The organism is Micromonospora sp. NPDC050795, from assembly GCF_044456785.1.
GTDB lineage: Bacteria > Actinomycetota > Actinomycetes > Mycobacteriales > Micromonosporaceae > Micromonospora.
The window spans coordinates 119,024-143,385 of record NZ_JBITGE010000018.1 but is presented as its reverse complement, the minus strand read 5'-3'; the positions used below and the strand labels follow the sequence as shown (position 1 = coordinate 143,385).

Annotated in this window: 18 protein-coding genes; 8 read left to right on the top strand and 10 right to left on the bottom strand. The window is 71.6% G+C overall.

Going from position 1 to position 24,362, the window contains the following annotated elements; translation table 11 throughout:
• Positions 1–619: 619 nt before the first annotated feature.
• The 4 genes from ACIBEF_RS18065 (at position 620) to ACIBEF_RS18050 (ending at position 8,645) form a co-directional block, all read left to right on the top strand.
• Positions 620–3,646: a S8 family serine peptidase gene (locus ACIBEF_RS18065; RefSeq protein WP_396794394.1), complete on the top strand. Its 3,027-nt coding sequence runs from the start codon at positions 620–622 to the stop codon at positions 3,644–3,646.
• 96 nt (positions 3,647–3,742) lie between these two features.
• Entirely contained in the window at positions 3,743–6,283 is a 2,541-nt protein-coding gene (locus ACIBEF_RS18060; RefSeq protein ID WP_396794393.1) for an ATP-binding protein, read from the top strand.
• Between the two features lie 220 nt (positions 6,284–6,503).
• Positions 6,504–7,385 (top strand): SMP-30/gluconolactonase/LRE family protein, encoded by an 882-nt coding sequence (locus ACIBEF_RS18055; RefSeq protein ID WP_396794392.1) that lies wholly within the window; start codon positions 6,504–6,506, stop codon positions 7,383–7,385.
• Positions 7,386–7,541: 156 nt separating this feature from the next.
• Entirely contained in the window at positions 7,542–8,645 is a 1,104-nt protein-coding gene (locus tag ACIBEF_RS18050; protein ID WP_396794391.1) for an L-dopachrome tautomerase-related protein, read from the top strand.
• A gap of 17 nt (positions 8,646–8,662) precedes the next feature.
• On the opposite strand, the gene ACIBEF_RS18045 is transcribed toward ACIBEF_RS18050, so the two are convergent.
• Entirely contained in the window at positions 8,663–9,418 is a 756-nt protein-coding gene (locus tag ACIBEF_RS18045; protein WP_396794390.1) for a dienelactone hydrolase family protein, read from the bottom strand.
• Between the two features lie 159 nt (positions 9,419–9,577).
• Between ACIBEF_RS18045 and ACIBEF_RS18040 the strand changes: the two genes are divergently transcribed.
• The 3 genes from ACIBEF_RS18040 to ACIBEF_RS18030 are packed head-to-tail and all read left to right on the top strand — an operon-like array spanning position 9,578 to position 10,958.
• The gene (locus tag ACIBEF_RS18040; protein WP_396794388.1) at positions 9,578–9,988 is read left to right on the top strand and encodes a hypothetical protein; all 411 of its coding nucleotides are present in this window, start codon (positions 9,578–9,580) and stop codon (positions 9,986–9,988) included.
• On the top strand, positions 9,985–10,488 hold the full coding sequence (locus ACIBEF_RS18035; protein ID WP_396794387.1) for a universal stress protein: 504 nt from the start codon (positions 9,985–9,987) through the stop codon (positions 10,486–10,488). The genes ACIBEF_RS18040 and ACIBEF_RS18035 overlap by 4 nt, the downstream gene beginning before the upstream one ends.
• Entirely contained in the window at positions 10,485–10,958 is a 474-nt protein-coding gene (locus ACIBEF_RS18030) for an SAV_915 family protein (RefSeq protein ID WP_396794386.1), read from the top strand. Before ACIBEF_RS18035 ends, ACIBEF_RS18030 begins: the two co-directional genes overlap by 4 nt.
• Here the strand turns inward: ACIBEF_RS18030 and ACIBEF_RS18025 are convergent.
• From ACIBEF_RS18025 to ACIBEF_RS17990, 8 genes are all read right to left on the bottom strand, one after another.
• Positions 10,859–12,874, bottom strand: coding sequence for an FAD-dependent oxidoreductase (locus tag ACIBEF_RS18025; protein WP_396794385.1), 2,016 nt, complete (start codon positions 12,872–12,874; stop codon positions 10,859–10,861). The genes ACIBEF_RS18030 and ACIBEF_RS18025 overlap by 100 nt on opposite strands.
• A gap of 102 nt (positions 12,875–12,976) precedes the next feature.
• Positions 12,977–13,657: a response regulator gene (locus tag ACIBEF_RS18020; protein ID WP_210859434.1), complete on the bottom strand. Its 681-nt coding sequence runs from the start codon at positions 13,655–13,657 to the stop codon at positions 12,977–12,979.
• Positions 13,654–16,203, bottom strand: coding sequence for a DUF4118 domain-containing protein (locus tag ACIBEF_RS18015; protein WP_396794384.1), 2,550 nt, complete (start codon positions 16,201–16,203; stop codon positions 13,654–13,656). The genes ACIBEF_RS18020 and ACIBEF_RS18015 overlap by 4 nt, the downstream gene beginning before the upstream one ends.
• Positions 16,204–16,275: 72 nt before the next feature.
• Entirely contained in the window at positions 16,276–17,157 is an 882-nt protein-coding gene (locus ACIBEF_RS18010; protein WP_396794383.1) for a potassium-transporting ATPase subunit C, read from the bottom strand.
• On the bottom strand, positions 17,157–19,352 hold the full coding sequence (kdpB, locus tag ACIBEF_RS18005; RefSeq protein WP_396794382.1) for a potassium-transporting ATPase subunit KdpB: 2,196 nt from the start codon (positions 19,350–19,352) through the stop codon (positions 17,157–17,159). The genes ACIBEF_RS18010 and kdpB overlap by 1 nt, the downstream gene beginning before the upstream one ends.
• Positions 19,353–19,372: 20 nt before the next feature.
• Positions 19,373–21,028, bottom strand: coding sequence for a potassium-transporting ATPase subunit KdpA (gene kdpA, locus ACIBEF_RS18000; RefSeq protein WP_396794381.1), 1,656 nt, complete (start codon positions 21,026–21,028; stop codon positions 19,373–19,375).
• On the bottom strand, positions 21,028–21,117 hold the full coding sequence (gene kdpF / locus ACIBEF_RS17995) for a K(+)-transporting ATPase subunit F (protein ID WP_036410889.1): 90 nt from the start codon (positions 21,115–21,117) through the stop codon (positions 21,028–21,030). Before kdpF ends, kdpA begins: the two co-directional genes overlap by 1 nt.
• A 451-nt stretch (positions 21,118–21,568) precedes the next feature.
• Positions 21,569–22,609, bottom strand: a complete 1,041-nt coding sequence (locus ACIBEF_RS17990) for a TRM11 family SAM-dependent methyltransferase (protein WP_396794380.1) — start codon at positions 22,607–22,609, stop codon at positions 21,569–21,571.
• A gap of 72 nt (positions 22,610–22,681) precedes the next feature.
• Between ACIBEF_RS17990 and ACIBEF_RS17985 the strand changes: the two genes are divergently transcribed.
• Positions 22,682–23,566, top strand: a complete 885-nt coding sequence (locus ACIBEF_RS17985; RefSeq protein ID WP_396794379.1) for a zf-HC2 domain-containing protein — start codon at positions 22,682–22,684, stop codon at positions 23,564–23,566.
• 16 nt (positions 23,567–23,582) lie between these two features.
• Here the strand turns inward: ACIBEF_RS17985 and ACIBEF_RS17980 are convergent, their stop codons facing one another.
• The gene (locus ACIBEF_RS17980; protein ID WP_396794378.1) at positions 23,583–24,227 is read right to left on the bottom strand and encodes a TetR/AcrR family transcriptional regulator; all 645 of its coding nucleotides are present in this window, start codon (positions 24,225–24,227) and stop codon (positions 23,583–23,585) included.
• Positions 24,228–24,362: the final 135 nt, after the last annotated feature.

Sequence of the window (24,362 nt, the reverse complement as noted above, 5' to 3'; positions counted from 1 at the left end):
CTCGCCACCCATTTCCAGGCCACCCTCGACCTGGTCGAAACCCTTGACTGGCTACGCGCCGTCCCCGACCACCAAGATCTACGAGACAGAACCTAACCCCACACACCCCGTCACCCCACGTCGCCCCACCCCGCCCAGCCCAGCCCTGCCCCGCCCTGCCCCGCCCTGCCCCGCCCTCGTCGATCATGGAGTTGGGGTGGGAGACGAAAGACCCTTAAACCCCTAAACCAGGCACCACATCTCCATGATCGACGCGGTCCACCGCGATCTTGCACATACTGCCCCGACATCACGGGGTAATTCGCCTATCTCGGCGACAGCATGTGCAAGATCGGCGGGGTGATCGAGCTGGGGGCAGCGCCTCAGCCCGCTCCTGATGACGCGCGCCCGGCGGGCGGCACCGCCCAGCCGACGCGGTCCAAATGACGCGCAAAGTACCCGTTGTGTTACGAGCTTGTTTCCAAGATGACAGGCAGGTTACGGGTGCTTCTCGATGATCGGTGCCGATCCTAGGTTTCGGCCACCGTCATCAGTCGTGGCGGCCGGCACCGAACGTGGAGGCAACGACGTGCCACAACCGAACGCACATCGGACCGGACGGGCCAGGTACGGGGTCAGCATGCTGGCCGCCGTTGCGCTGACCGCGGCCGGCCTGACCGGCCTGCCCGCCAGCGCCAGCGCCGCGCCGGCCGGCAGTGGGCCGACCGCCCGCTACCTCGTCCAGCTCGCCGAGGAGCCGCTGGCCACTTACACCGGCGGGGTTCCCGGGATCGCGGCCACCAAGCCGGCCGACGGGGCCAAGCTGAACCGCACGTCCGGGAACGCCAACGCGTACCGGGATCACCTGCGCCAGCAGCGTAAGTCGGTGCTGGACCACGTCGGCGTGCCAGCCGACCGCACCCGCGTCACCATGGAGACCGCGTTCAACGGCTTCGCCGCCGACCTCACCGGGCCGCAGGCCGCCCGGCTGCGCGCCACAACCGGTGTCCGAGCGGTGTACAAGAGCCAGAAGGTGCACGCCGCCACCTCACACACCCCCGACTACCTGGGCCTGACCGGCAAGGGCGGGGTGTGGAAGAAGGAGTTCGGTGGAGACTCCCGCGCTGGTGAGGGCGTCATCATCGGGGTCATCGACAGCGGTTACTGGCCGGAGAGCGCGAGCTTCGCGCCGCTGCCCAGCCCGCGCCCCGACCAGGCCATCATCGACGCCAAGTGGAAGGGCACCTGCGACGTCGGCGTCGAAGCGCCGGTCACCTGCAACAACAAGGTGATCGGGGCGCGTTGGTACAACGACAGCGGCATCGCCGAGGCCTTCCCGGACGACTACTCCTCGCCGCGCGACCGCAACGGCCACGGCACCCACACCGCCAGCACCGCGGCCGGCATCCACGGCGTGCGGGCCACGTCGGGCACCCAGGACCTGGGCATGATCTCCGGCATGGCACCGGCTGCGCGGCTGGCGATCTACAAGGCTCTGTACGACAACGGTGCGGGCGGCGCGACCGGCACCGACATCGACATCGTTCACGCCATCGACGACGCGGTCGCGGACGGCGTCGACGTGATCAACTACTCGATCGGTGACGACACCGAGCGGTTCGGGGCGGTCGACGCGACGTTCTTCAACGCGGCAGCCGCCGGGGTTTTCGTCGCCGCCGCCGCCGGCAACTCCGGCCCGTTCGCCAACACTGTCGACAACTCGACGCCGTGGCTGACCACGGTGGCCGCGAGCACGACCGACCGGCAGAACACCCGGAAGCTCACCCTCGGCAACGGCACCACGATCGCCGGCGTGGGCATGGGCGAGACCGGCGTCGGGCCGGCCCGACTCGTCTTCGCGAAGGACAGTGCGATCGATCCGGACGGCGCCTACGGTGCCGGTCTCTGCGCCGACGACACGTTGGATCCGGCCAAGGTCAAGGGTGCGATCGTGCTCTGCCTGCGCGGTGAGATCCCGCGTACCGACAAGAGCATCGAGGTGGCGCGGGCCGGCGGCGTCGGCATGGTGCTGTACAACGACGAGCTGAACTCCCTCAACGCCGACGTGCAGACCGTGCCGACGGTGCACATCAACGAGGTCGACCTGGCCACCGTCACGGCGTACGTCGCCAAGGGCAACGCCACGGCGACCATCTCGCCGAGCAGGCTGGAGACGGTCGAGGCCCCATCGGTCGCCGCGTTCTCCTCGGCGGGCCCGTCGAACCTTAACGCCGGTGAGCTGCTCAAGCCGGACATCAGCGCTCCCGGTCAGGACATCGTCGCCGCGTTCTCCCCGTCCATCGGCGGCAACGACTTCGCCCTGGAGTCGGGCACCTCGATGGCGGCGCCGCACATCGCCGGTATCGCCGCCCTGCTGCTGGCCAAGCACCCCGGCTGGTCGCCGGCCGCGGTCCGCTCGGCGCTGATGACCAGCGCCGTGGACAAGACCGACATGGGCAACCCGATCAAGATCGGCACGTACGACGCGACTCCGTTGAACTACGGCGCCGGCCAGGTGGAGCCGGGCAGCGCCTTCGACCCGGGCCTGGTCTACGACTCCAACCAGCAGGACTGGATCCAGTACCTGTGCGGGGTTTCCGCCGACCGTGGCGGTGACTACGGGCTCGGCGACCTGGACGGCTGCGACACCGTCGGCGCGATCGACACGGCACAGCTCAACTACCCGTCCATCTCGCTGGGCCGGATGGTGGGCAAGCAGACCGTGACCCGCACTGTCACCAACGTCAGCGACAAGACCAGCACCTACACCTCCTCGGTGCAGGCCCCGCCGGGATACAAGGTCAAGGTCACCCCGAAGAAGCTGCAGATCCGCCCGGGCCACAGCGCCCGCTTCACAGTCGAGGTCACCAACAGCGGTGGTGCGTTCGACACCTGGGCCGACGGCTCGCTGACCTGGCGCGACCAGTTCAAGCACGCGGTACGCAGCCCGCTCGTCGTACACAATTCCGGTTTGGTCGCCCCCGACGCCATCACCGGCAAGGGCACCTTCGGCAGCGTCCGGATCGCCGCCGAGGTCGGCTTCAAGGGTCAGCTGGTCTCCCAGCTCTCCGGCCTCACCTCGGGCACCAGCAACGTGGTCACCCTGCAGGGCGACGGGCCGAGCTGGGACTGGAGCACGTCGAACAACCTGCCGGTGCCGCTGCCCGCGTCGATCAGCAGGACCACCCTGCACGTCCCGGCCGGCACCCGCAGTCCGGAGATCCACGTGACGTCGGCGCGGCCCACCTGCTCCCACATCGACTGGGACGACGAGGAGGGCGTGATGGAGTGCACCGAGTTCAGCCTCAACGTCTACGACAAGTCGGGGAAGTTCGTCACCGCCACGGCCAGCACCCGGATCGGCGCCAAGGTCACCCTGCCGGACGGTGCCGGTGACTACATCGTGGTCGTCGAGCAGGAGTTCACCGAGAACATCAAGGACGGCGCGAACGCGTACACAGTCACCAGCTACCTGCCGGGCGCGCCGGGCACCTCCACCGGCCGGTTCACCATCGACCCGAAGCAGCGCAGCGTGCAGCCGGGCGCGACGGCGAACCTGACCCTGCGCTGGTTCGGTCTCGCTCCGGGTCAGCGCTACGTCGGTGTGGTGGAGTTCCGCAATGGGGACGGGTCGCTGAAGACAGTGCCCGTCACCATCCAGTCCTGACTGCACCCCCACCCGGCGGATCGGCGTGTGACCCAGGTCACCGCCGGTCCGCCGGCCCACCGTCGCGCCGGGCAGAGGTGATCTGCTCGGCCCACGGTGATCGACAGTGGCGAGGACAAGAAACGGGGCGGCGGGAGCCCAACTCCCGTCCGCCCCGAACGTCTGCGCGGGCCCGTCGAGTTCGTCGGCCGAGCGGCGGAACTGGCGCAGCTACGCCGGCTCGTCGCCACCCCGCCCTGCCTGATCCTGCTGGAGGGTGAGCCCGGGATCGGCAAGAGTCGACTCGTCGCCGAACTGCTCGCCGAACTCCCCGGACGACACCTCGTCGGCGAGTGCGACGACGTGCCCGAGCCCTTCCCGCTCGGCGTGCTGCTGGACGCGATCCGGGGCGGCGCCGACCGACTCGGTCCGCTCAACCCGGTGGCCGGTGCCCTCGCGCCACTGCTACCCGAACTGACCGGCGTACTGCCGAACGCCCCGCCCCCGTTGACCGACCCAGCGGCCGAACGACATCGCCTGCTCCGCGCCGTCGCGGCGGTGCTCACCGCGCTGAGTCCGGCCACGCTGTTGCTGGAGGATCTGCACTGGGCGGACCCGGCGACCTGTGAACTCCTCGCCTACCTGAGCACCCACCCGGTGGAGGGGCTGGCAGTGGTGCTGACCGCGCGTACGGCGACGCCGGGTAGCAGTACGCCGATCCACGACGCCCTGGCGCGGACTCCCCCGTGGAGCGTCACGCGCGTTGCGCTCGGCCCGCTGGACGCCGCCGACGTACGCCGGTTGGCGGCCCGCACCCTGCGCCTCGATGATCCGCCTCAGCAGCTGACCGCCACCCTGCTCGACCGCACGGCAGGCATCCCGTTCGTGGTCGAGGAGGTGCTGCGGACGCTCGCCGAGCGGGGCGGCGACCCGCTGGCCGACGACAGTGTCCCTTTCGTCCTGCGTGACGTGCTGCTCTGGCGGCTGCGTCCGCTCGACGAGGCCACCCGGGAGGCGCTCGGCGCAGCAGCCGTACTGGGGATGGCGCCTGATCAGCGCATCCTCGCCTCGGTGCTCAGCCTGGACCGGGTGGCGATCGGCGCGGCGTTGACCGCGGCGCACCGGGCGGGCCTGCTGCACGACGCCGGGGACGGCCTGCGGTTCCGGCACGACCTGGCCCGACAGGTGGTGTACGACCTGGTGCCCCGGGAGAACCGGGAGTGGCTGCACCTGCGGGTGGCGCGGGTGCTGGAACAGGAGCTGCCGAGGCCGGTGGCCCAACTGGCGCACCACTACCGTCGCGCCGGCAGCGGGGCCGACTTCGTGCGCAACGCCGAGGCTGCCGCCGACCTCGCCACCGAGCGCGGCGACGACGCGACAGCGGCCGGCTTCCTGCTCCAGACGATGGACATCGCCGAACTGCCCCGACCGGTACGGGTTCGGCTCGCCGCCAAGTTGGGCCGTTCGGCCATCGACGGACTCAGCCAGGCCGAGGCGATCCCGGTGCTGGAACGGCTGCTCGCCGACCGGCGGCTGCCGCCGGGTGCCCGCGGTGAGCTGGGTCTGGTGCTCGGGCGGATGCTGCGACAGCAGGGCGAGGCGCTGCGCGGGTACACCGAGATCGAGCGTGCCGTGCCGTACCTGCGCGCGCCGCGCCGCAAGGCCCCGGCGCTCGCGGTGCTGGCGGCCCCTGACACCGTCGTCGGCCGGCACGTCGACGACCACCTGGCCCGCTGCGCGGAGGCGGAGACCGCCGCTGCCGCCAGCGGGGATCCGGCTGCGCACCTCGCGGTCCGCATCGCCCGAGCCTCGTTGCTGCTGGAGCTGGGCGACCCGGCGGCGTGGGCGATCATCTCCGAGCTGCGCGCGTCCGCCGACTTGGCCGAACGGCCCCGCGAGCACGCGCGAGCCTGCCTGAACTGGGCGCAGGGTGCGCTGCACGCCGGTCACCCGGAGCAGGCCGAAGCGTTGCTGGCGGCCGGTAGGGCGCTTGTCGACGAGACCGGGTACGAGCGGCTGGCGTCCCTGGTGGAGGCGACCGAACTGTCACTGGACCGGGCCGCCGGCCGACTGGACGGGCTCGCCGAACGGCTCGGTCGGTTGGTGGCCAACGCCGAGCGGATGCCGGTCACCCTGCTGGACGCGCGGGCCGAACTGGCCACGGTGCTGGCGCTCGTTGCCGGCACCGGACGCGGCAGCACCGCCCAGGAACCCACCGGACACGGCGGCACCGCCAAGAGACGCAACGAACACGGCGGCACCGCCGAGGGACGCAACGGCCTCCGCAGCACCGCCGGGCGCCGCGACGACGTGGAGGCCGCCGAACGGGCGCTGCGGGATGTGGTGGCCGACGCTCGGCGGGTCGGCGCGATCTGGCCACTGGTGCAGGCACTCTCGGCGCTTGCCCGGCTGCTGCTGGTCGACAGGCCGGACGAGGCGGTCCGGCACGCCTCCGAGGCGCTGTCGCTGGTACGCGGCAAGGGCGTCCTGGCATGGGCCGCCGAGGCCGTGCTGGTGTTGGCCGAAGCGGCAGCCGCGACTGGTGAACCGGCGCGGGCGGCGAGTGCGGTGGCCGAGTTGGAAGCCGGGATCGCCGGCCGCGAGGCTCCACTCGCCCTCGCCGCGCTACGTCGATGCCGGGAGTTCGTCCCGGCCTGAACCGGCGCGGAGCCGAGCCGAGCCGTGGCCGACTGGACCGGGCCGTCACCACCGGCGCGTTCGCGGTCGCCACCGGGGCGACTGGGAGGGCCTGCCCGACCGGGCGGAGCTGGCGCTGCTGGACCACGAGCCGGGCGGTACGGTCCGCTGACCGGGTGGTGGGCGGTCACCGCTGATCGGCAGGACCGCCCGCCGCCGCCCCGCAGTTTGGAGGAGCGAGATGGAGCTGACCGAGCCGACCGTCTGGAGCACCGACCGGTTGGAGTTGGGCGAAGGGCTGCGCTGGGTCGACGAGCGCCTGATCCTCGTCGATCTGCTGGCCGGACGACTGCTGGAAACCGACGGCGACGCCCCCGCAGCGCTACGGGAGGTGCGCCGTCTCGACGTTCCGCTCGGCGCGGTAGCCCCGGTGGCCGGCCGGCCCGGTGATTGGCTGGCCGCCGCCGGAACCGGTCTCACAGTGCTGCCCGCCACCGGCGACCCCCGACCGGTCGCCGACCTGGTCGCTGACGCACCCGTTCCCACCCGGATGAACGACGCGGTCGCCGACCCGCACGGCCACTTCTGGGCCGGCAGCATGACGTACGCGATGACGCCCGGCGGGGGCACGCTGTTCCGGCTCACCCCCGGCGCGGCACCGGTGCCCGCGGTCACCGGACTGACCATCCCGAACGGACCGGCGTTCGACGCCACCGGCACCACCATGTACCTCGCCGACACGCCGCGCGGCGAGATCGACCGGTTCACGGTCGACCCCGCGACCGGGGCCCTGAACGGGCGGGAGTCGTTCCTCCGGTTGCCCTCCGCGGACGGCGGCCCGGACGGCATGACCGTCGATGCCGCCGGTCACCTCTGGATCGCGCTGTGGGGCGGGTCGGCGGTCCGCCGCTACCGGCCGGACGGGACCCTGGAGCAGGAGATCCGGTTGCCGGCGAAACAGCCGGCCGGGATCTGCCTGGGCGGCCCCGACCTGCGGCGACTCTTCATCGGCACCGCCCGGGTGGGGCTGGACACGCCCGGCCCGGAAGACGGAGCGCTACTCGCGGTGGACGTCCCCGTCCCCGGCCTGCCCGCAGCCAGGGCCGCCGCGCCGGTGGCCTGACCGAAACCCGGACCGGCCCGCCCTCCGGCTCCGCCGTCCCTTCCGGCTCCGCTGACCGGCGACGCATACCGGACGTCCGGGCGGGAATAGCAGCGGTGGAGCGGGACATCCGGCAGGTCGGAAGGGGCGGGCGATGAGCACCGTGGGGCGGACGTCATGAACGGGCCGGTCGGCGACGAGCCGATGGGCGAGTTGGATCTGGTGCACACCTTCACCGGCCCGATGCCGACCGGGGTGAGCGTCTCGCACTCCGGCCGGATCTTCGTCAACTTCCCGAAATGGGGCGACGAGGTGCCGGCCACGGTCGTCGAGCTGCGCGACGGTCAGGAGGTGCCCTACCCCGACCAGGCCTGGAACGACCCGTCCGGCGACGACGACGCGGGCGCGTTCGTTTCGGTGCAGAGCATCGTGGTGGACCCGGCCGACCGGCTCTGGGTGCTGGACACCGGCAGCCCGATGTTCCAGCCCACCAAGCCGGGCGGCCCCAAGCTGGTCCGGATCGACCTGGACACGGACACCGTCGCCCAAGTGATCACCTTCCCGGCGGACGTGGCGCTGCCGACGACCTACCTCAACGACGTCCGCTTCGACCTGCGGCGGGGCGAGGCGGGGGTCGCGTACATCACCGACTCGGCGGACTCCGGGCCGAACGGGATCATCGTGGTGGACCTGGCCAGCGGGGCCTCCTGGCGGCGGCTGCACGACCACCCGTCCACAAAGGCGGAACCGCTCACGTCGTTCCGGCCGTTGGTGGAGGGCCGACCGTTCCTCGAACGGCCGGCCGACGGCCCGCCGAAGCCGGTGAGCATGGGCTCCGACGGCATCGCCATCTCCGCCGACGGCGAACGGCTCTACTACTGCCCGCTGGCGTCCCGACGCCTGCACAGCGTGTCCACCGAGGCGCTGGCCGACCCGGGCGTCACCCAGGAGGCGGCCGCCGCCACAGTGGTCGACGAGGGCGACCGGGGCACCGCCTCGGACGGGTTGGAGAGCGACGACGCGGGGCGGCTCTACCTCACCTCGTACGAGCACAACGCGGTGCTCCGTCGCCTGCCCGACGGCGAGTACGAGACCCTGGTGCACGACCCACGGCTGCTCTGGCCGGACACCATGTCGGTGGCCACCGACGGCTACCTCTACGTCACCGCCAACCAACTGCACCGGCAGCCGCAGTACCAGCGGGGCAAGGACCTGCGGCGCAAGCCGTACGCGCTGTTCCGCACCCGCATCGACGCCGGCCCGGTGCTGCTGCGCCGCTGATCGGGCCGCCGCGCCCGTCAGCTGACGGGCAGGGTGCGGTCCAGGAGGTCGAACAACGCGGCCCAGTGACGCTCGGTGGCCTGCTCGTCGTACATCGGGGTGTCGGCCATGGTGAAGCCGTGGTGCGCGCCCGCGTACACCTCGGAGCGGTAGCGCACCCCGGCGGCGTCGAGCGCCTTCTCCAGCGTGGCGATCTGCTCGGGTGTCGCCGACTGGTCGGCGTCGGCGTGCCCGAAGTACACCTCGCCGATGATCGAGGCAACGCCCAGGTGGGGGCTGTCCGGCGCGTCGGTGACGAGGTGCCCGCCGTGGAAGCTGGCGATGGCCGCGATGCGGTCCGGGTGCGCCTCGATGGCCCGTAGCGCGTTCGTGCCGCCCAGGCAGTAGCCGGTGATGGCGACCGGGCCCGGCCGGACGTCGTCGCGGGCGGCCAGGAAGTCGGTGTACGCGGCAGTGTCCCGGCTGATCGCCTCGGGAGTCAGCGCCTGGGCCAGCGGCGCGATCTTCGCGAAGAGCGCGCCGCGTTGGTCGGCCTCACCGAGGCGGGACAGGTCGAAGAGCGGTGCCCGGCCGCCCCGGTAGAACAGGTGGGGCGTCAGCACCAGGTAGCCCCGGGCGGCGATCCGCTCGGCCATCTCGACCAGGCGGGGGCGCGGCCCGAAGGCGTCCATGAAGAGCAGCACCGCCGGGAACGGGCCCTCGCCGTCCGGTCGGGTCAGACTCGCGTCCGCCACTCCGTCGCTGGTCGGGATGTCCACCGTCGTCGTCTGCACTGTGCCTCCTCGTACGCCGATCTTGGTTCGCCGGGAACGCTACTCCCCGTGTCGGCCCGGCCGGCAGCCGCGTGAACGCGGCGTCAAGATTTGGCGGTGGCCCGTCGAAACGGCGTATCGACTGGCGCACCGCCGTCGCCTCGTGGTGACGATGGGTCCATGAGTCCTTGGCGGATGACACGCTGGGAACGCGGCGAGCCGCCACCCGGCACCGACACGGCCAGCGACCCGGGCGTGCCCGCGAACAGAGCGGACGAGCCGGAGCGGCGGCACGAGGCGCTGGTCAGCGTCCGGCTCGGGCCATCCGCGCCCGGCAGTCACCTGGTGGAGTACCTGCGGCACGAGCCGTGCGCGGTCGCGGCGTGGTGGATCGCCGCCGACGTCGACGCCGTGATCCGACTCTCCGCCGAGAGCATGACGGTGCTGCACCGCGCCGTGGCCGACCTGCGCCTGCGCGCCGGGGTGGAGGTGGTCGAGGCCAACTACATCCTGCGCGCGCTCGACCTGATCACGCCGACCGACCCGCGTACCGCGACCGACGCCCCGGCCTGGGTGGTGTCCGCCGCATGAGCCGCCCAACCCATCCCCACCGGATCGTGGTCGGCGTCGACAGGTCGTTCGCCGGAATGCAGGCGTTGCGGCGCGCGACGCAGTTGGCCCGCCGCGACGGAGCGCAACTGGACGCCGTCCGCGCCTGGGTCTTCGCCCCGACGTGGCGGCCCGGCACGCTGACCTGGCGTTGGCAGGACGAGTGCGACCGGGCGGCGGTCGTCTACCTGCGCGGCGTCTTCGACGCGGCGCTCGGTGGTCTGCCCCGGGACGTGACAGTGCGGCTGGTGGCGACCCAGGGGTACGCCGGGCAGGTGCTCGTCGACCACGCGGATCGGGAGTCCGACCTGCTCGTCGTCGGCAGCCCGGATCGCGGCCGGTTCGGTAGGTCGCGCGGGAACGTCACCCGGTACTGCGTGACGCGCGCGTCCGTGCCGGTCGTCGCGGTTCCCGCGCCGACCTGGGCACGGGCCGCGACGATCCGCCGCTTCGCCCACGACCTCGAACGATTCAGCCGATGACCGCCGTAACCGCGGCACAGGCAACAACCGCCGCAACCGCGGCACGAACGGGAAGGACCAACCCGACAATGGACGAGGCCCCGATAATCTTCGCCGTTCCGGTGCGCGACCTGCCGGGACGGCTGGTGCGGACGGTACGGACCGGCCGCTCCCCCCAGGGGCAACGGGTCGGCATCGCCTTCACCCGCCCCGAGCTGCTGGTCGCCGCCATGGGCGCGGAGCAGCCCTGGGAGGAGCTGTGCGAGTCGGCACTGCGGGGCATGCTGCGCCCCCTCGGGATCGAGGTGATCCAGGTCGACCCGCTGCTGGTGGCACCGCCGCTCGATCCGAGGACCGCCGCCCGCCCGGAGACCGCCGCCGTTTCGAGCGGTCAGGCCCGGACGAAGCGCACCGCGTCGGCGATCACGTGGCCGTCGGTGTCCTCGGTGCGGATCAACACGCTCCCCTCGGTGCCCGCCGTGAACGGGTAGGTGCCCAGCGGTACCCACTGACCCCCGGACTGCCGCTGGTCGACGGTCCGGGTGACCAACCCCCCGGAGTACGCGATGTCGACCGGCACGTTGCTCGCCCGGTTGGGGTCAGCGGTCCAGCGCACCTGCACCGTCCACGACCCGGAGACCGGTAGCGTCGGGCGGAACCGCAGCCGGTTGACGCCCTTGGCGGTGTTGCCGTCGTGCTCGTAGTCCCCGCCGTAGTAACCACCGATGCTGGTGCTGCGCAGCCACGTTCCGGCCCGGGTGATCCCGCTGGTCGACGCGTTGTCCAGGATCACCTCGCTGGTGGAGCCCCACTCCAGCACCGCGCCGTCCTGGCGCAGCCGGGTCTGGAGGGCCGGCACGGAGACGGCCTGCACGGCGAGGTTCCCGGCGAGGGCCAGGGACGCCGCGGTGGCCGCGGCCTGCCCGAGGATCATGAACACGGGTTCCATCCGGATCGAGCCGTAGGCGATGTGACTCGCCGAGAGGCAGACCGGCACCAGCAGGTTGGCGCACTGTGCCTGGTGCGGCACGATCGCGCGGTAGCTCACCGGGTACGGCGCCGGCACACTGATCTGCACATCGCCCTCGTTGCGCACCTTGCCGTCGACCACCACCCGCTGACAGTTGTGCGAGTCCATCGTGTAGCTGGCCAGGCCCACCGAGTCGGTGGCGCGGACCCGGCCCCGACAGTCGGCCTCGGTCATCACGTACGCGGAGATCATCCGGCGGGCTTCGCGGATGTAGAGCAGCGGCGGCCAGCCGCCCGTGGCGGTGAACTCGTCCACCGGCAGCCCCCACCGGGCCGTCGAGTCGCGAACCGACGCCGGCAGCCGGCTGTCGTTGGCCAGGAACCACATCAACCCCTGCTGGTACGTGCGGTGCTCGGCGATGATGCTCTCGCGCGTCGCCCAGCTCGCCGTCGGGTACGCGTAGTTGAAGCCGATGTTGTCGGTCGACACGGCACCGTTGTTGTTGGAGTCGGTCTTCCCGCCACCGACCGAGTGGGTGGTGAAGTACGGTCCCGCGTAGCCGGCCTGGATGTGCCGCAGCAGCAGCTCGTACCGGATCGGGTCGTAGCCGGACGGCTTGCCGAACGGGATCCGGTTGGCGGCCTGGGTCAGGCACATCCGGAAGCAGTACGCCTGGATCCTGTCGTCGCCGCTGCCCTGCGGGGCGAGCGGGGTGGCGGAGATGCCCGGCAGCAGTCCACTGGCGGGCGAGCCGGCCGTCACGTACGGGTCGACGGGGTAGGCGAACTGGTGGGTGTTGCGCGACTGCACCCCGTTGATCGTCTCGCCGTAGGTGTCGTTGGACTCGCGCCCGACGGTGAACCCGACGCCGGCCATGGCCAGCAGATCACCCTCGTAGGTGGCGTCGACGAACACCCCGCCCCGGTAGATCGATCCGTCCTCGGTGCGCAGCTCGGTGATCCGGTTACCGGTTCGGCCCAGGCCGGCCAGCCGGGCGTCGACGACCACCGGCACGCCCGCTTCGGCCAGCATCTCGGCGAAGACGGCGGTGGCGACGTGCGGTTCGAAGGTCATCCGCAGCGGCGACGTCGGCGTGAGGGTTCCGCCGTGGTACTTCACGTACACCCGGCGGTAGAACTCGGCGGCGAGCCCGCCGATGGACGCCTGGACGCCGGTGTCGGTGGCGCCCAGCCCGGCGGTGCTCAACCCGCCGACGTGACCGGTGGGCTCCACCACCACTGCGGTGCGGCCGAGCCGACGCATGGTTATCGCGGCGGCCAGCCCGCCGGAGGTGGCGCCGTAGACGACAAGGTCGGCGGTGGTGACGGCGGCTCGGGCGGGGGCGGCCCGGAACGGGTCGGTGAGACCGGCCAGGACGAGGCCGGCACCGCCGGCGACCAGCAGCCGACGACGGGACAGGGGCAGAGGCACGGACACGGCGGGCTCCCGAGGGGTAACCGGTGGAGGGGACGGTTACAGAAGCACGCCGCTGCCGCTGCGAGCGAAATTCTTCAATCTCTTCGGGCGGGTGTCAACGGTTCACGGCCGGTAGCGGTAACCCATTCCCGGCTCGGTGATGAGGTGGCGGGGGCGGGCCGGGTCGTCCTCCAGCTTGCGTCGCAGCTGGGCCAGGTACTGCCGCAGGTAGTTGGTCTCGTTCTGGTATTCCGGCCCCCACACGTCCTGGAGGAGCTGACGCTGGCTGACCAGCTTGCCGGGGTGGCGCAGCAGCTTCTCCAGCACGCTCCACTGGGTGGGGGTCAGCTTGACCTCGGTGCCGTCGTCGCGCCGCACGCTGTGGTCGGCCAGGTCGACGGTGTGCTGGCCGATCCGCAGGGCCGGCACCGCCTCGCTGGGCGCGCCGAGACGGCGGGTCACCGCGCGGATGCGGGCCAGCAGTTCCTCCACCCCGAACGGCTTGGTGACGTAGTCGTCCGCGCCCGCGTCCAGCGCGGCAACCTTGTCCTCGCTGCCGGCCCGGCCGGAGAGCACGATGATCGGCACTGTGGTCCACCCGCGCAGGCCCCGGATCACCTCCACGCCGTCGATGTCGGGCAGGCCGAGGTCCAGCACCACCAGGTCGGGCGGGTGGCTGGCGGCGGCCTTCAACGCGGCGGCCCCGGTGCCGGCCACATCCACGTCGTACCGGCGGGCGCGCAGGTTGATCCGCAGGGCACGCAGGATCTGCGGTTCGTCGTCGACGACCAGGATGCGCGTCATTCCTGCGGCCCCTCCGAGCTGGTCGGCGCGGCGGGCAGCCGCAGCACCATGGTGAGCCCACCGCCGGGCGTGGTCTCCGGGGTGATGGTGCCACCCATCGCCTCGGCCAACCCCCGGGACAGGGCAAGACCGAGACCGACACCCGTCTGGTTGTCCCGGTCGCCGAGACGTTGGAACGGCAGGAAGACGTGCTCCCACTGGTCCTCCGGGATGCCCGGCCCCCGGTCGATCACCCGCAGCTCGACCTGGCCGGCGTGGGCGCTCGCGGTGATCGTGGGCGGCTGACCGGGCGGGCTGTACCGCAGCGCGTTGGCGACGATGTTGACAAGCACCCGTTCCAGCAGGCCCGGGTCGGCGGTGGCGGCCGGCAGGTCGGCCGGAATGTCCGTGCCGACCGTCGCGGCCACCGGGCCAAGTTCGTCAAGCGCCAGGGGTACGGCGTCCTCCAGGCCGATCGTGGTCGCCGAGATGCCCAGCACGCCCGCCTGGAGCCGGCTCATGTCCAGCAGGTTGCCGACCAGCCGGGCGAGCCGGTCCAGCGACTCCTCGGCGGTCTCCAGCAACTCCTCGCGGTCGGACTCGTCGAACTCGATGTCGTGGCTACGCAGGCTGGTCACGGCCGCCTTCGCGGACGCCAGCGGGGTACGCAGATCGTGGCTGACCGCCGCGAGCAGCGCGGTGCGCATCCGGTCGGCGGCGGCGAGGGGCCGGGCGGTGGCGGCCTCCTCGGCGAGCCGTTCCTGGCGCAGCGCGACGGCGGCCTGGGCGGCGAACGCCTCGACGATGCGCCGGTCGGCCGCCTCCAACCGCCGGCCGCAGAGCACGACGGTGATTCGGTCGTCGACCGGGACGGTCGTCTCACCGCCCTCCGGGGTGCAGGGCGCGTTCTCGCCGACGCTGGCCGCCACGTTCCAGGCGTGCTCCTCGCGGGCCCGCTCGGGGCGGCCTTCGGCCTCCTCGGCCAACTCCAGCACGCTCACGGCGCGCAGGCCGAAGGTCTCCCGGAGCTGTTCGAGCAGGGCGGGCAGCGGGCGGTCGCCGCGCAACACGCCACCGGCGATGGCAGCAAGGGTCTGCGCGTCGGCAGCGGCGCGGGCGGCCTCGCGGGTACGCCGGGCGGCCACGTCGACGACCCAGCTCACCGCCAGCGCCACGGCGACGAAGACGGCCAGGGCGAGCAGGTTGTCCGCCTCGGCGATGGTGAGCGTGCGGAAGGGCGGGGTGAAGAACCAGTTGAGCAGCAGCGAGCCGCCGAGCGCGGCGACCAGGGCCGGCCACACCCCGCCGACCAGCGCGACCCCGACCACCCCGGCGAGGAACAGCAGGATGTCGTTCGTCAACGTCAGGTCGGGCAGGGTCTTCAGCAGCACTGTGAGCAGCGGCATGCCCAGCACCGCCAGGCCGAAGCCGAGCAGCCGGCGGCGTCGGGACAGCGCCGCCGGTACGGCCGCCGCCCTCCGGCCCTTGCCGGCCTGCTTGTGGGTGACCAGGTGCACGTCGATCGAGCCGGAGAGCGCTGTGGTGGTCACCCCGACCCCCCTTGCGAAGATCTGCGCGAGGCGACCCCGCCGGCTGGCCCCCAGCACCAACTGGGTGGCGTTCACGCCCTGGGCGAAGTCCAGCAGCGCGGCCGGCACGTCGGTGCCGAGCACCTGGTGGTACGTGCCGCCCAGGCTCTCCACCAGCACCCGTTGCCGGGCCAACTGGGCCGGGTCTGCCCCGGCCAGGCCGTCGCTGCGGGCCACGTGCACGGCGAGCAGGTCGGCGCCCTTGCTGCGGGCCGCGACCCGGGCGGCGCGGCGGATCAGCGTCTCGCCCTCCGGGCCGCCGGTCAGCGCGACCACCACCCGCTCCCGGGCCTCCCAGGTCGCCGCGATGCCCTGCTGGCTGCGGTAGCGGTCGAGCTGCTCGTCGACCTTGTCGGCCAGCCAGAGCAGCGCCAGCTCGCGCAGCGCGGTGAGGTTGCCGACCCGGAAGTAGTTGCCCAACGCGGCGTCGATCTTGTCGGGTCGGTAGATGTTGCCGTGCGCCATCCGCCGGCGCAGCGCCTCCGGGGTCATGTCGACAAGCTCGACCTGTTCGGCGGCGCGGACGATCTCGTCCGGCACGGTCTCCCGCTGGGTGGTGCCGGTGATCTGCGCGACGACGTCGTTCACCGACTCCAGGTGCTGCACGTTGACAGTGGACAGCACGTCGATCCCCGCGTCGAGCAGCTCCTGGACGTCCTGCCAGCGCTTGTCGTGCTTGGAACCGGGCACGTTGCTGTGCGCCAGCTCGTCGACCACGGCGATCTGTGGTCGGCGGGCCAGCACCGCGTCCAGGTCCATCTCGGTGAACTCCGCGCCGCGGTAGTCGATGGTCCGGCGGGGCACCTGCTCCAGGTCACCGAGCATCGCCGCGGTGTGTTGACGGCCGTGGGTCTCCACGAAACCGATCACCACGTCGGTGCCGCGCGTGGCCCGCCGCTGGGCCTCCTCCAACATGGCGTACGTCTTACCGACGCCGGGGGCGGCCCCCAGATAGATGCGCAGTTCTCCGCGTGGCACGGGACCATCCTCCCTGGTCAGATCGGCGGGCGGGGCCGCGCCCGGTGGGCACGACCCCGCCCGCGAGGGTGCTCAGCGTGCGGCGAACTGCTTGTCGAGCGCGAGGTTGAGCTCCAGCACGTTCACGCCGGGCTCACCCATGAAGCCGAGCGCCCGCCCGTCGGTGTGCTCCTTGACCAGCTTGCGGACCACCGCCGGGTCCGCGCCGCGCTCCCGCGCGACCCGGTTCACCTGCAGCTCGGCGTACGCCGGGCTGATCTGCGGGTCGAGACCGCTGGCGCTGGCGGTGACCGCGTCGGCCGGCACCGCCGGGTCGGCGGGCGCGTCGCCCCGGATCGGGGTGACCACCCCGCCGGCGGCCACGTAGTCCTCGCCAGGCTGGGCCGGCTCCACCGTCACGCCCTGGTACTCGCTGACGAACGGCGTGGCCGGGGCGGCCTGGTTGACGCTGACCACCCGGGTGACCGGGCCGGTCAGACCGTCGGCGCGGAACACCGCGAGCACGGCGCCCACCCCGTCGTCGGTGCAGTACGGGCGCCGGCCGTCGACGCCGTTGAGCTCGCCGACCGACTTGCTGCGCCCACACACCTGGGTGAGCAGGCTCTCGCTGGATTCCTCCGGGTCGGTGGCGATGGTGTCGACAACGCTCTCCGGGCCCAGGTTGCTGGCCGAGGTGGAGGTCGGGTCGTAGCCGTCGCCGGCGGCGGAGGGGCGGGACTGGAAGTACCGGGCGATCGGGTTGCCGTCCGCGTCGGTGAAGGACTGGCCGATCAGGGCGCTGCCGACAATCGTCCCGCCCGAGGAGATCAGCGAACCGTCGGACTTGTGGTTGAGGCCGGGTAGCTGACCGAGCGCTACCAGGGCCAGCGGGTAGACCAGGCCGAGCAGCACCGTGAAGACGAGCACGGCGCGCAGCGCGGCGAGGTGTTGGGCGATCCAGGTGGGTAGGCGCATCACGAAATCCCCGGGAAGAACTGGACGAGCAGGTCGATGATCTTGATCCCGATGAACGGCACGATGATGCCGCCCAGCCCGTAGACCAGCAGGTTGCGGCTGAGCAGCTTCGACGCGGCGGCCGGCCGGTACCGCACGCCCCGCAGGGCGAGCGGGATCAGCGCGATGATCACCAGGGCGTTGAAGATGACAGCGGACAGGATCGCCGACTCCGGGCTGGCCAGCCGCATGATGTTCAGCGCGTCCAGGCTCGGGTAGAGGCCGGCGAACATGGCCGGGATGATCGCGAAGTACTTCGCGATGTCGTTCGAGATGCTGAACGTGGTCAGCGCGCCACGGGTGATCAGCAACTGCTTGCCGATCTCCACGATCTCGATCAGCTTGGTCGGGTCGGAGTCGAGGTCGACCATGTTGCCGGCCTCCTTGGCGGCCGACGTGCCGGTGTTCATGGCCACCCCGACGTCGGCCTGGGCGAGCGCCGGCGCGTCGTTGGTGCCGTCACCGGTCATCGCGACCAGCCGACCGCCCTCCTGCTCCCGCTTGATCAGCGCGAGCTTGTCCTCCGGCGTCGCCTCGGCCAGGAAGTCGTCCACCCCGGCCTCGTCGGCGATCGCCTTCGCGGTACGCGGGTTGTCACCGGTGATCATCACGGTCCGGATGCCCATCCGGCGCATCTCGTCGAACCGCTCACGCATGCCGGACTTGACGACGTCCTTGAGGTGGATGACGCCAAGGGCGCGGGCGGGCTGACCGTCGACGTGCTCGGCGACCACGAGCGGGGTGCCGCCGGTGCCACTGATCGCGTCCACGATCTCGCCGACCTGCTCGGTCGGGTGACCGCCGTTCTCGCGTACCCACTTCATGACCGCTGCGGCGGCGCCCTTGCGGACCCGGCGGGCCGTGCCCACCGCGCCGGCGTCCACGCTGGCGTCCGGGGTGAGGTCGACGCCGCTCATCCGGGTCTGCGCGGTGAACGGTACGAAGGTGGCGTGCGGCATCACGCCGGGCTCGCGCTCGCGCAGCCCGAACTCGTTCTTCGCCAGGACGACCACCGAGCGCCCCTCCGGGGTCTCGTCGGCCAGGCTGGACATCTGCGCGGCGTCGGCCAACGTCGCGGCGTCGACCCCCTCGACCGGGACGAACTCGGCGGCCTGCCGGTTGCCCAGCGTGATGGTGCCGGTCTTGTCCAGCAGCAGGGTGTTGACGTCGCCGGCCGCCTCGACGGCCCGGCCGCTCATGGCCAGGACGTTGCGCTGGACGAGGCGGTCCATGCCCGCGATGCCGATGGCGGAGAGCAGCGCCCCGATGGTGGTGGGGATCAGGCAGACCAGCAGCGAGACCAGCACGACCCCGGTGACACCGGAACCGGTGATCGCCCCGCTGTCCGGCGCGGCCGCCTGGTACGCCTTGGAGAAGATGGCCAGCGGCTGGAGGGTGACGACGGCCAGCAGGAAGATGACAGTGAGCGCGGCGAGCAGGATGTTCAGCGCGATCTCGTTCGGCGTCTTCTGCCGGTTGGCCCCCTCGACCAGGGCGATCATCCGGTCGATGAAGCTCTCCCCCGGCTTCTGGGTGATCTTCACGATGATCTGGTCGGAGAGCACCTTGGTGCCACCGGTGACCGCGCTGCGGTCGCCGCCGGACTCCCGGATGACCGGGGCCGACTCGCCGGTGATGGCCGACTCGTCGACGCTGGCGATGCCCTCGACGATGTCACCGTCACCGGGGATGATGCCGCCCGCCTCGACGAGCACCACGTCGCCCTGACGCAGGTCCGGCGCCGGCACCGCCTCGTCGCGGTAGGTGTTGGCCCGCGCGCCCGGCTTCCAGTCGATCAGCCGGGTGGCGATGGTGTCCTTCTTGGCCTGCCGCAGGGTCGCGGCCTGGGCCTTGCCCCGGCCCTCGGCGACCGCCTCGGCCAGGTTGGCGAAGACCACCGTCAGCCAGAGCCAGATGGTGATCGCCCAGGCGAACACCGACGGGTCGGCCACCGCCAGGACGGTGGTGAAGGCCGCACCGACCTCCACGATCAACATCACCGGGTTCCGCCACAGCGTGGCGGGGTTCAGCTTGCGTACCGCGTCCGGCAGGGACCGGATCAACTGCTTGGGGTCGAGCAGCCCTCCACCGATCCGGTTGCCCTGGGTGGCGGGCGTACCGGGGAGTTGCTCTGTTGGGGCGGACGTGACGGACATGTCCTCGTTCCTCATGATGGTCAGAGCCCCTCTGCCAGCGGACCGAGCGCGAGCGCGGGCAGGAAGGTCAGCGCGACGAGGACCACGGTGACGCCGACGACCATGCCGATGAACAGCGGTCGGTGGGTCGGCAGGGTGCCCTCGGACGCGGGGGTGGGTGCCTGGCGGGCCAGCGAGCCGGCCAGCGCGAGCACGAAGATCAGCGGCAGGAACCTGCCCAGCAGCATGCACAACCCGAGCGCGGTGTCCCACCAGGTGGTGTTGACCGTGATGCCGCCGAACGCCGAGCCGTTGTTGTTACTGGCCGAGGTGAACGCGTACAGCACCTCGGAGAGGCCGTGCGGGCCGACGTTGAGCGCCGTCGAGTTGTTGCCGGTGCCGAACGCCGCCGCCGTACCCACGAGCACCAGAACCGGCGTGATCAGGAAGTAGAGCGAGGCGAACTTGATCTCGCGCGACCCGATCTTCTTGCCCAGGTACTCGGGAGTGCGGCCCACCATCAGCCCGGCCACGAAGACCGTGATCACCGCGAGGATGAGCAGGCCGTAGAGCCCCGAACCGGTGCCGCCCGGCGCGACCTCGCCGAGCATCATGTTGACCATGGTCATCATGCCGCCGAGCGAGGTGAACGAGTCGTGGAACGAGTTCACCGCACCGGTCGAGGTGAGCGTGGTGGCGGCGGCGAAGGTGGCCGAGTTCGACACGTCGAACCGCACCTCCTTGCCCTCCATCGCCGCGCCGACCGCCTGCGGCACCGTGCCGTGGCCGGCCAGCTCGAAGATGTTGGTGATGGCCACGCTGAGGAACGCGAGGATGCCCATCACCGCGGCGATGGCGTAGCCCTGCCGGTTCTGTCCGACCATGCGGCCGAACACCCGGGGCAGGCTGAACGGGATCAGGAAGATCAGGAAGATCTGGAGCCAGTTCGTCCAGGTGGTGGGGTTCTCGAACGGGTGCGCGCTGTTGACGTTGTAGAAGCCGCCGCCGTTGGTGCCCAGTTCCTTGATCGCTTCCTGGCTGGCGACCGGACCGCCGGTGATGGTCTGGGTGCCGCCGGTCAGCGTGCTCACGTCGGTGCCGGCGGACAGGTTCTGCACCGCCCCGCCGATCATCAACGCGATGGCGCCGAGCACCGCGATCGGCAGCAGGATCCGCAGCGTGATCCGGGTCAGGTCGACCCAGAAGTTGCCGAGCTGCCCGGTACGACTGCGGGCGAAGCCGCGTACCAACGCGACAGCCACCGCGATGCCGACCGCCGCCGACACGAAGTTCTGCACGGCCAGACCGGCCATCTGCACCAGGTGGCCCATGGTCGACTCACCCGAGTACGACTGCCAGTTCGTGTTCGTCACGAACGACACGGCCGTGTTCCACGCGCCGTGCGGCACCACCGGGTCGAACCCGAGCGACAGCCACAGGTGGTTCTGCACCCGCTGGAACAGGTACAGGAACAGGATCGACACCGCGGAGAACGCCAGCACGCTGCGGGCGTACACGCCCCAGGTCTGCTCGGCTGCCGGGTTGACCCCGACCAGTCGGAAGATGCCCCGCTCGACCCGGGACTGCTTGGTGCCGGAGACCGCCCGGAACATGTAGTCGCCGAACGGCTTGTATACGGCGACCAGGGCCGCCACCAGCGTCAACACGAAGATGACGCCCGCTGTTGTCATGGTCATCAGAAGCGCTCCGGAAACAGCAGGGCGAACACCAGGAACGCCCCCAGGACGACCGCGAGCACCAGACCGACGGCGTTGACCGCGTTCACAGCTTCTCCACCGCCCGGACAACCAGGGCGAGCACTGCGAACAGCACCACCGTCAGGACCACGAACACCACGTCAGACACGCTGACTCCTCAGCCGGAAAGGTTCGTCGCGACCGCCTTCCGGTCGCGCCGGGCAATCAAAGCCCCACCACCCGCCGAACGGCAGGGGTCATAACGCGACCATGACGGGGGCGAACCTTTTCTTGACGTGGTTTTCACATCTGCCCACTGAACAGGTGAAATGCGGCACAGGCTCTCGGCGGTCCGAGGGGTCGAGACCAGCTGCCGACGCCTTTGCTCTGCACCCGCGGAGGCACCAGCTACGGACCGTGAGTGTCGCCTCCGCGGGTGCAGAGCAAAGGACGCACGAGACCGTGCGCGACCCCGATGGGGTGACGCACGGCGCGGCGCAGGGGCGGAGGGGCGCAGGGGCGGAGGGGCGAGGCCGGGGGTCAGGCCGGGCGGCGTGCCACCAGCACGTCGCGCATGATCGACTGGTCCACCCGGTGCCGCAGCGCGCGGTAGGGCTCGTCGTCGACCACTGTCAGACCGGCGTCGGCCAACGCCGCCGCCGCGTCGTCCCGACTGGCGACGTGGGTGTTCCAGGAGATTCCGAGCGCACCGCCGGGACGCAACAACCGGGCCCAGACCGGCGCGGCGTCCGCGAGCAACGCCAGCGGGTCGCGGGTCAACCCCTGCCCGGCGGTACGGCTACCGTGCTGCACGCCGTACGGCGCGTCGGCGACGACCAGGTCCACGGTCTCCGGGCGAAAGAACTCCGCCGAGCGGGCGGTGTCGGCGTTGACCACGTCCAGCAGCTGCGTCTGGCCGGCCTTGTGCTCCTCACGGGTCGGCGCCAACTCGATCCGCACCCGTCGGCCGACCACTTTGCGCTCCCGCCGCACCGGCCCCGACTCCAGCACCCGGTGCTTGACGCGCTTCTGCTTCAGCCAGGTGGTGACGAATGCCCGGTACGCCTCGACGTCCTTCTGGTCGCGCTCGATCCCGGCGGCGTCGAAGCCGTACATCAGCGCCTGGTTGAGGGTGGTGCCCCGACCACAGAGCGGATCGAGCACCCGGAACCGGCGGCTGGTCATCTCGGCGGCCCAGTCCGAGGCGAGCAGTGTGACGTTGAGCAGCAGCTTGGTGAACTGCTCGTTGGTCCTGCCCGGGTACTTCTGAATGGTGAGCAGATCGTCGTCGTAGCGGTCCAGACGGCTCCACTCGATCGGCCGCAACAGCTCACCGACGATCTCGAACAACGTGTACCCGGCGGAGAGGTTGCCCAGGACGGCCAGGTCACGCTCGGTCAGCCCGTCGCCGGTGAACGTGATGTAGGACGCCCCTCCGACGACCTCGGTGTCCAGCTCGCCGATCCGGCCGTCCAGCGCCGAGCGGCCGAAGATCTCCAGCTCGGCCCGGGTGAGGTCGACTGCGGCGCGGGCGTACACCCGGTTGGTGGCGGGCAGGATCAGCAGGCCGTAACGCGTCATGATCCGGCGAGTATTCCACAACGGGTCACGGTCGCCGGGAACCGGAGCGGCTGCCGGAGCGACTACCGGTACATGGGGTGTGAGCAGTGGCGGGAGGTCCTGTCCGCGCAGTTGGACGGGGAGGAGACCGCCGCCGAACTGGCGGCGGTGCAGGGGCACCTCGACGGGTGTGCCGATTGCCGGGCCTGGTTCACGGCGGCGGCCGCGGTGACCCGTCGGGTTCGTACCCGATTGGTGGTCGAGGTGCCCGACCGGACGGCGGCGATCCTTGCCGCCGCCAGCGCGGCCCCGGCCCGCCGGTCACGGTGGCGGCGTGGCCCGCTGGTCGCCGGCCTGCGAGAGGTGCCCGGACGGGGTCAGCTCGCCGCCGGGTTGCGCGCGGCGTTCGGACGTGGCCCGCTCGTCGCCGGCCTGCGGTCGGCGCTCGGGCTGCTCGGCGCGGTGCAGCTGGTGCTCGGCCTGGCCCAGGTGGGCCGGGGCGCGACCGCGGACCACCTGCACCCCACCGGCCAGCACCTGTGGCACGAGTCGGCGGCGTGGAACGTGGCAGTGGGCGCGGGCTTCCTCTTCGTGGCGTTGCGCCGCAGCCCGCCCGCCGGGCTGCTGCCGATGCTCAGCGCGTTCGTCGGCACGTTGCTGCTGCTGTCCGTGAACGACCTGGCCACCGGTTCGGTGGGCGGGGAACGGCTGATCAGCCACGGCTTCCTGGTGGTCGGCTACCTGATCACCGTGCTGCTGTCCCGGCCCGGGCTGCGCCCCGGTGGCCCGGCACCACAGCGGCAGCCGACGCCGTCCCGCTGGCGCTTCGGGGCCGACGAGGTGGACCGGCCGCTGCGGGTGGTGCGCCCCGAGTCCTATCCGGCGCAGGCGGCCGACCGGTTCGCCGCCCCGGCATCGCGGGCGGGGCACGCCGCTGGGGCATCACGGACGACCCGGGTCGGCCGTCGCGCGGCCTGAGCGTGTCCTGCTGCTCTCAGCCCGGTGGGCGGGCCGGTCCCCCGTCGGCGATGACCTGCGGGATGACCTGCTCGACGATGGTCAGCAGGGTGGTGGTGAGCAGCAGGTGCACCTGGGCGCGGGTCAGCGCGCCGCGCTGAAGCCACTCGCGGGCGGTCGACGTCGCCAGCCCGCCGTACGCGCGGACCATCCCACGCAGTTCCTCGCGGTGCTCCGCCTCGCCGGCCAGCCCGACGGCGACCAGCATCCGGTCGGCGGCGACCTCCTCGGCCTCGGCGAGCACCCGCTCCACGTCGGCGTCGCCGCCCATCCCCCGGGCGGTGACCGCAGCCAGCCACGAGGTGCTGTGCCGGGACACCACGTCGAGGAACCAGGTGACGCTGGCGTCGACCCGGGTCCGGAGATCACCCTTCGGCAGCCGCTCCAGGGCAACCTCGGGGATGGTCACCATGACCCGGACGACCTCCAGGTAGAGGTCCTTCTTCGCGCCGAAGTAATGGTTGACCAGGCCGCGAGCCACACCTGCCTCGCGGGCCACGTCGGTGGTCGACACGTCCGCGTACGGGCGATCGCCGAACAGCCGGACCGCGCAGGCCAGGATCTGCCCACGCCGGGCGTCCGGCTCCAAACGGCGGCGGCGCGGAGCCGTCTCGACACTCATCTGCCCGACCCTATCGACAGCTCACCGGTCAGCAGCCGCTCCTCACCTTGATCACCGCACGCCCCGACGCCGGCCGGGCTTGGGGACCTTGGCGACCGTGGTTCGGCAGATGATCTCGACTTATTGACACGGCGC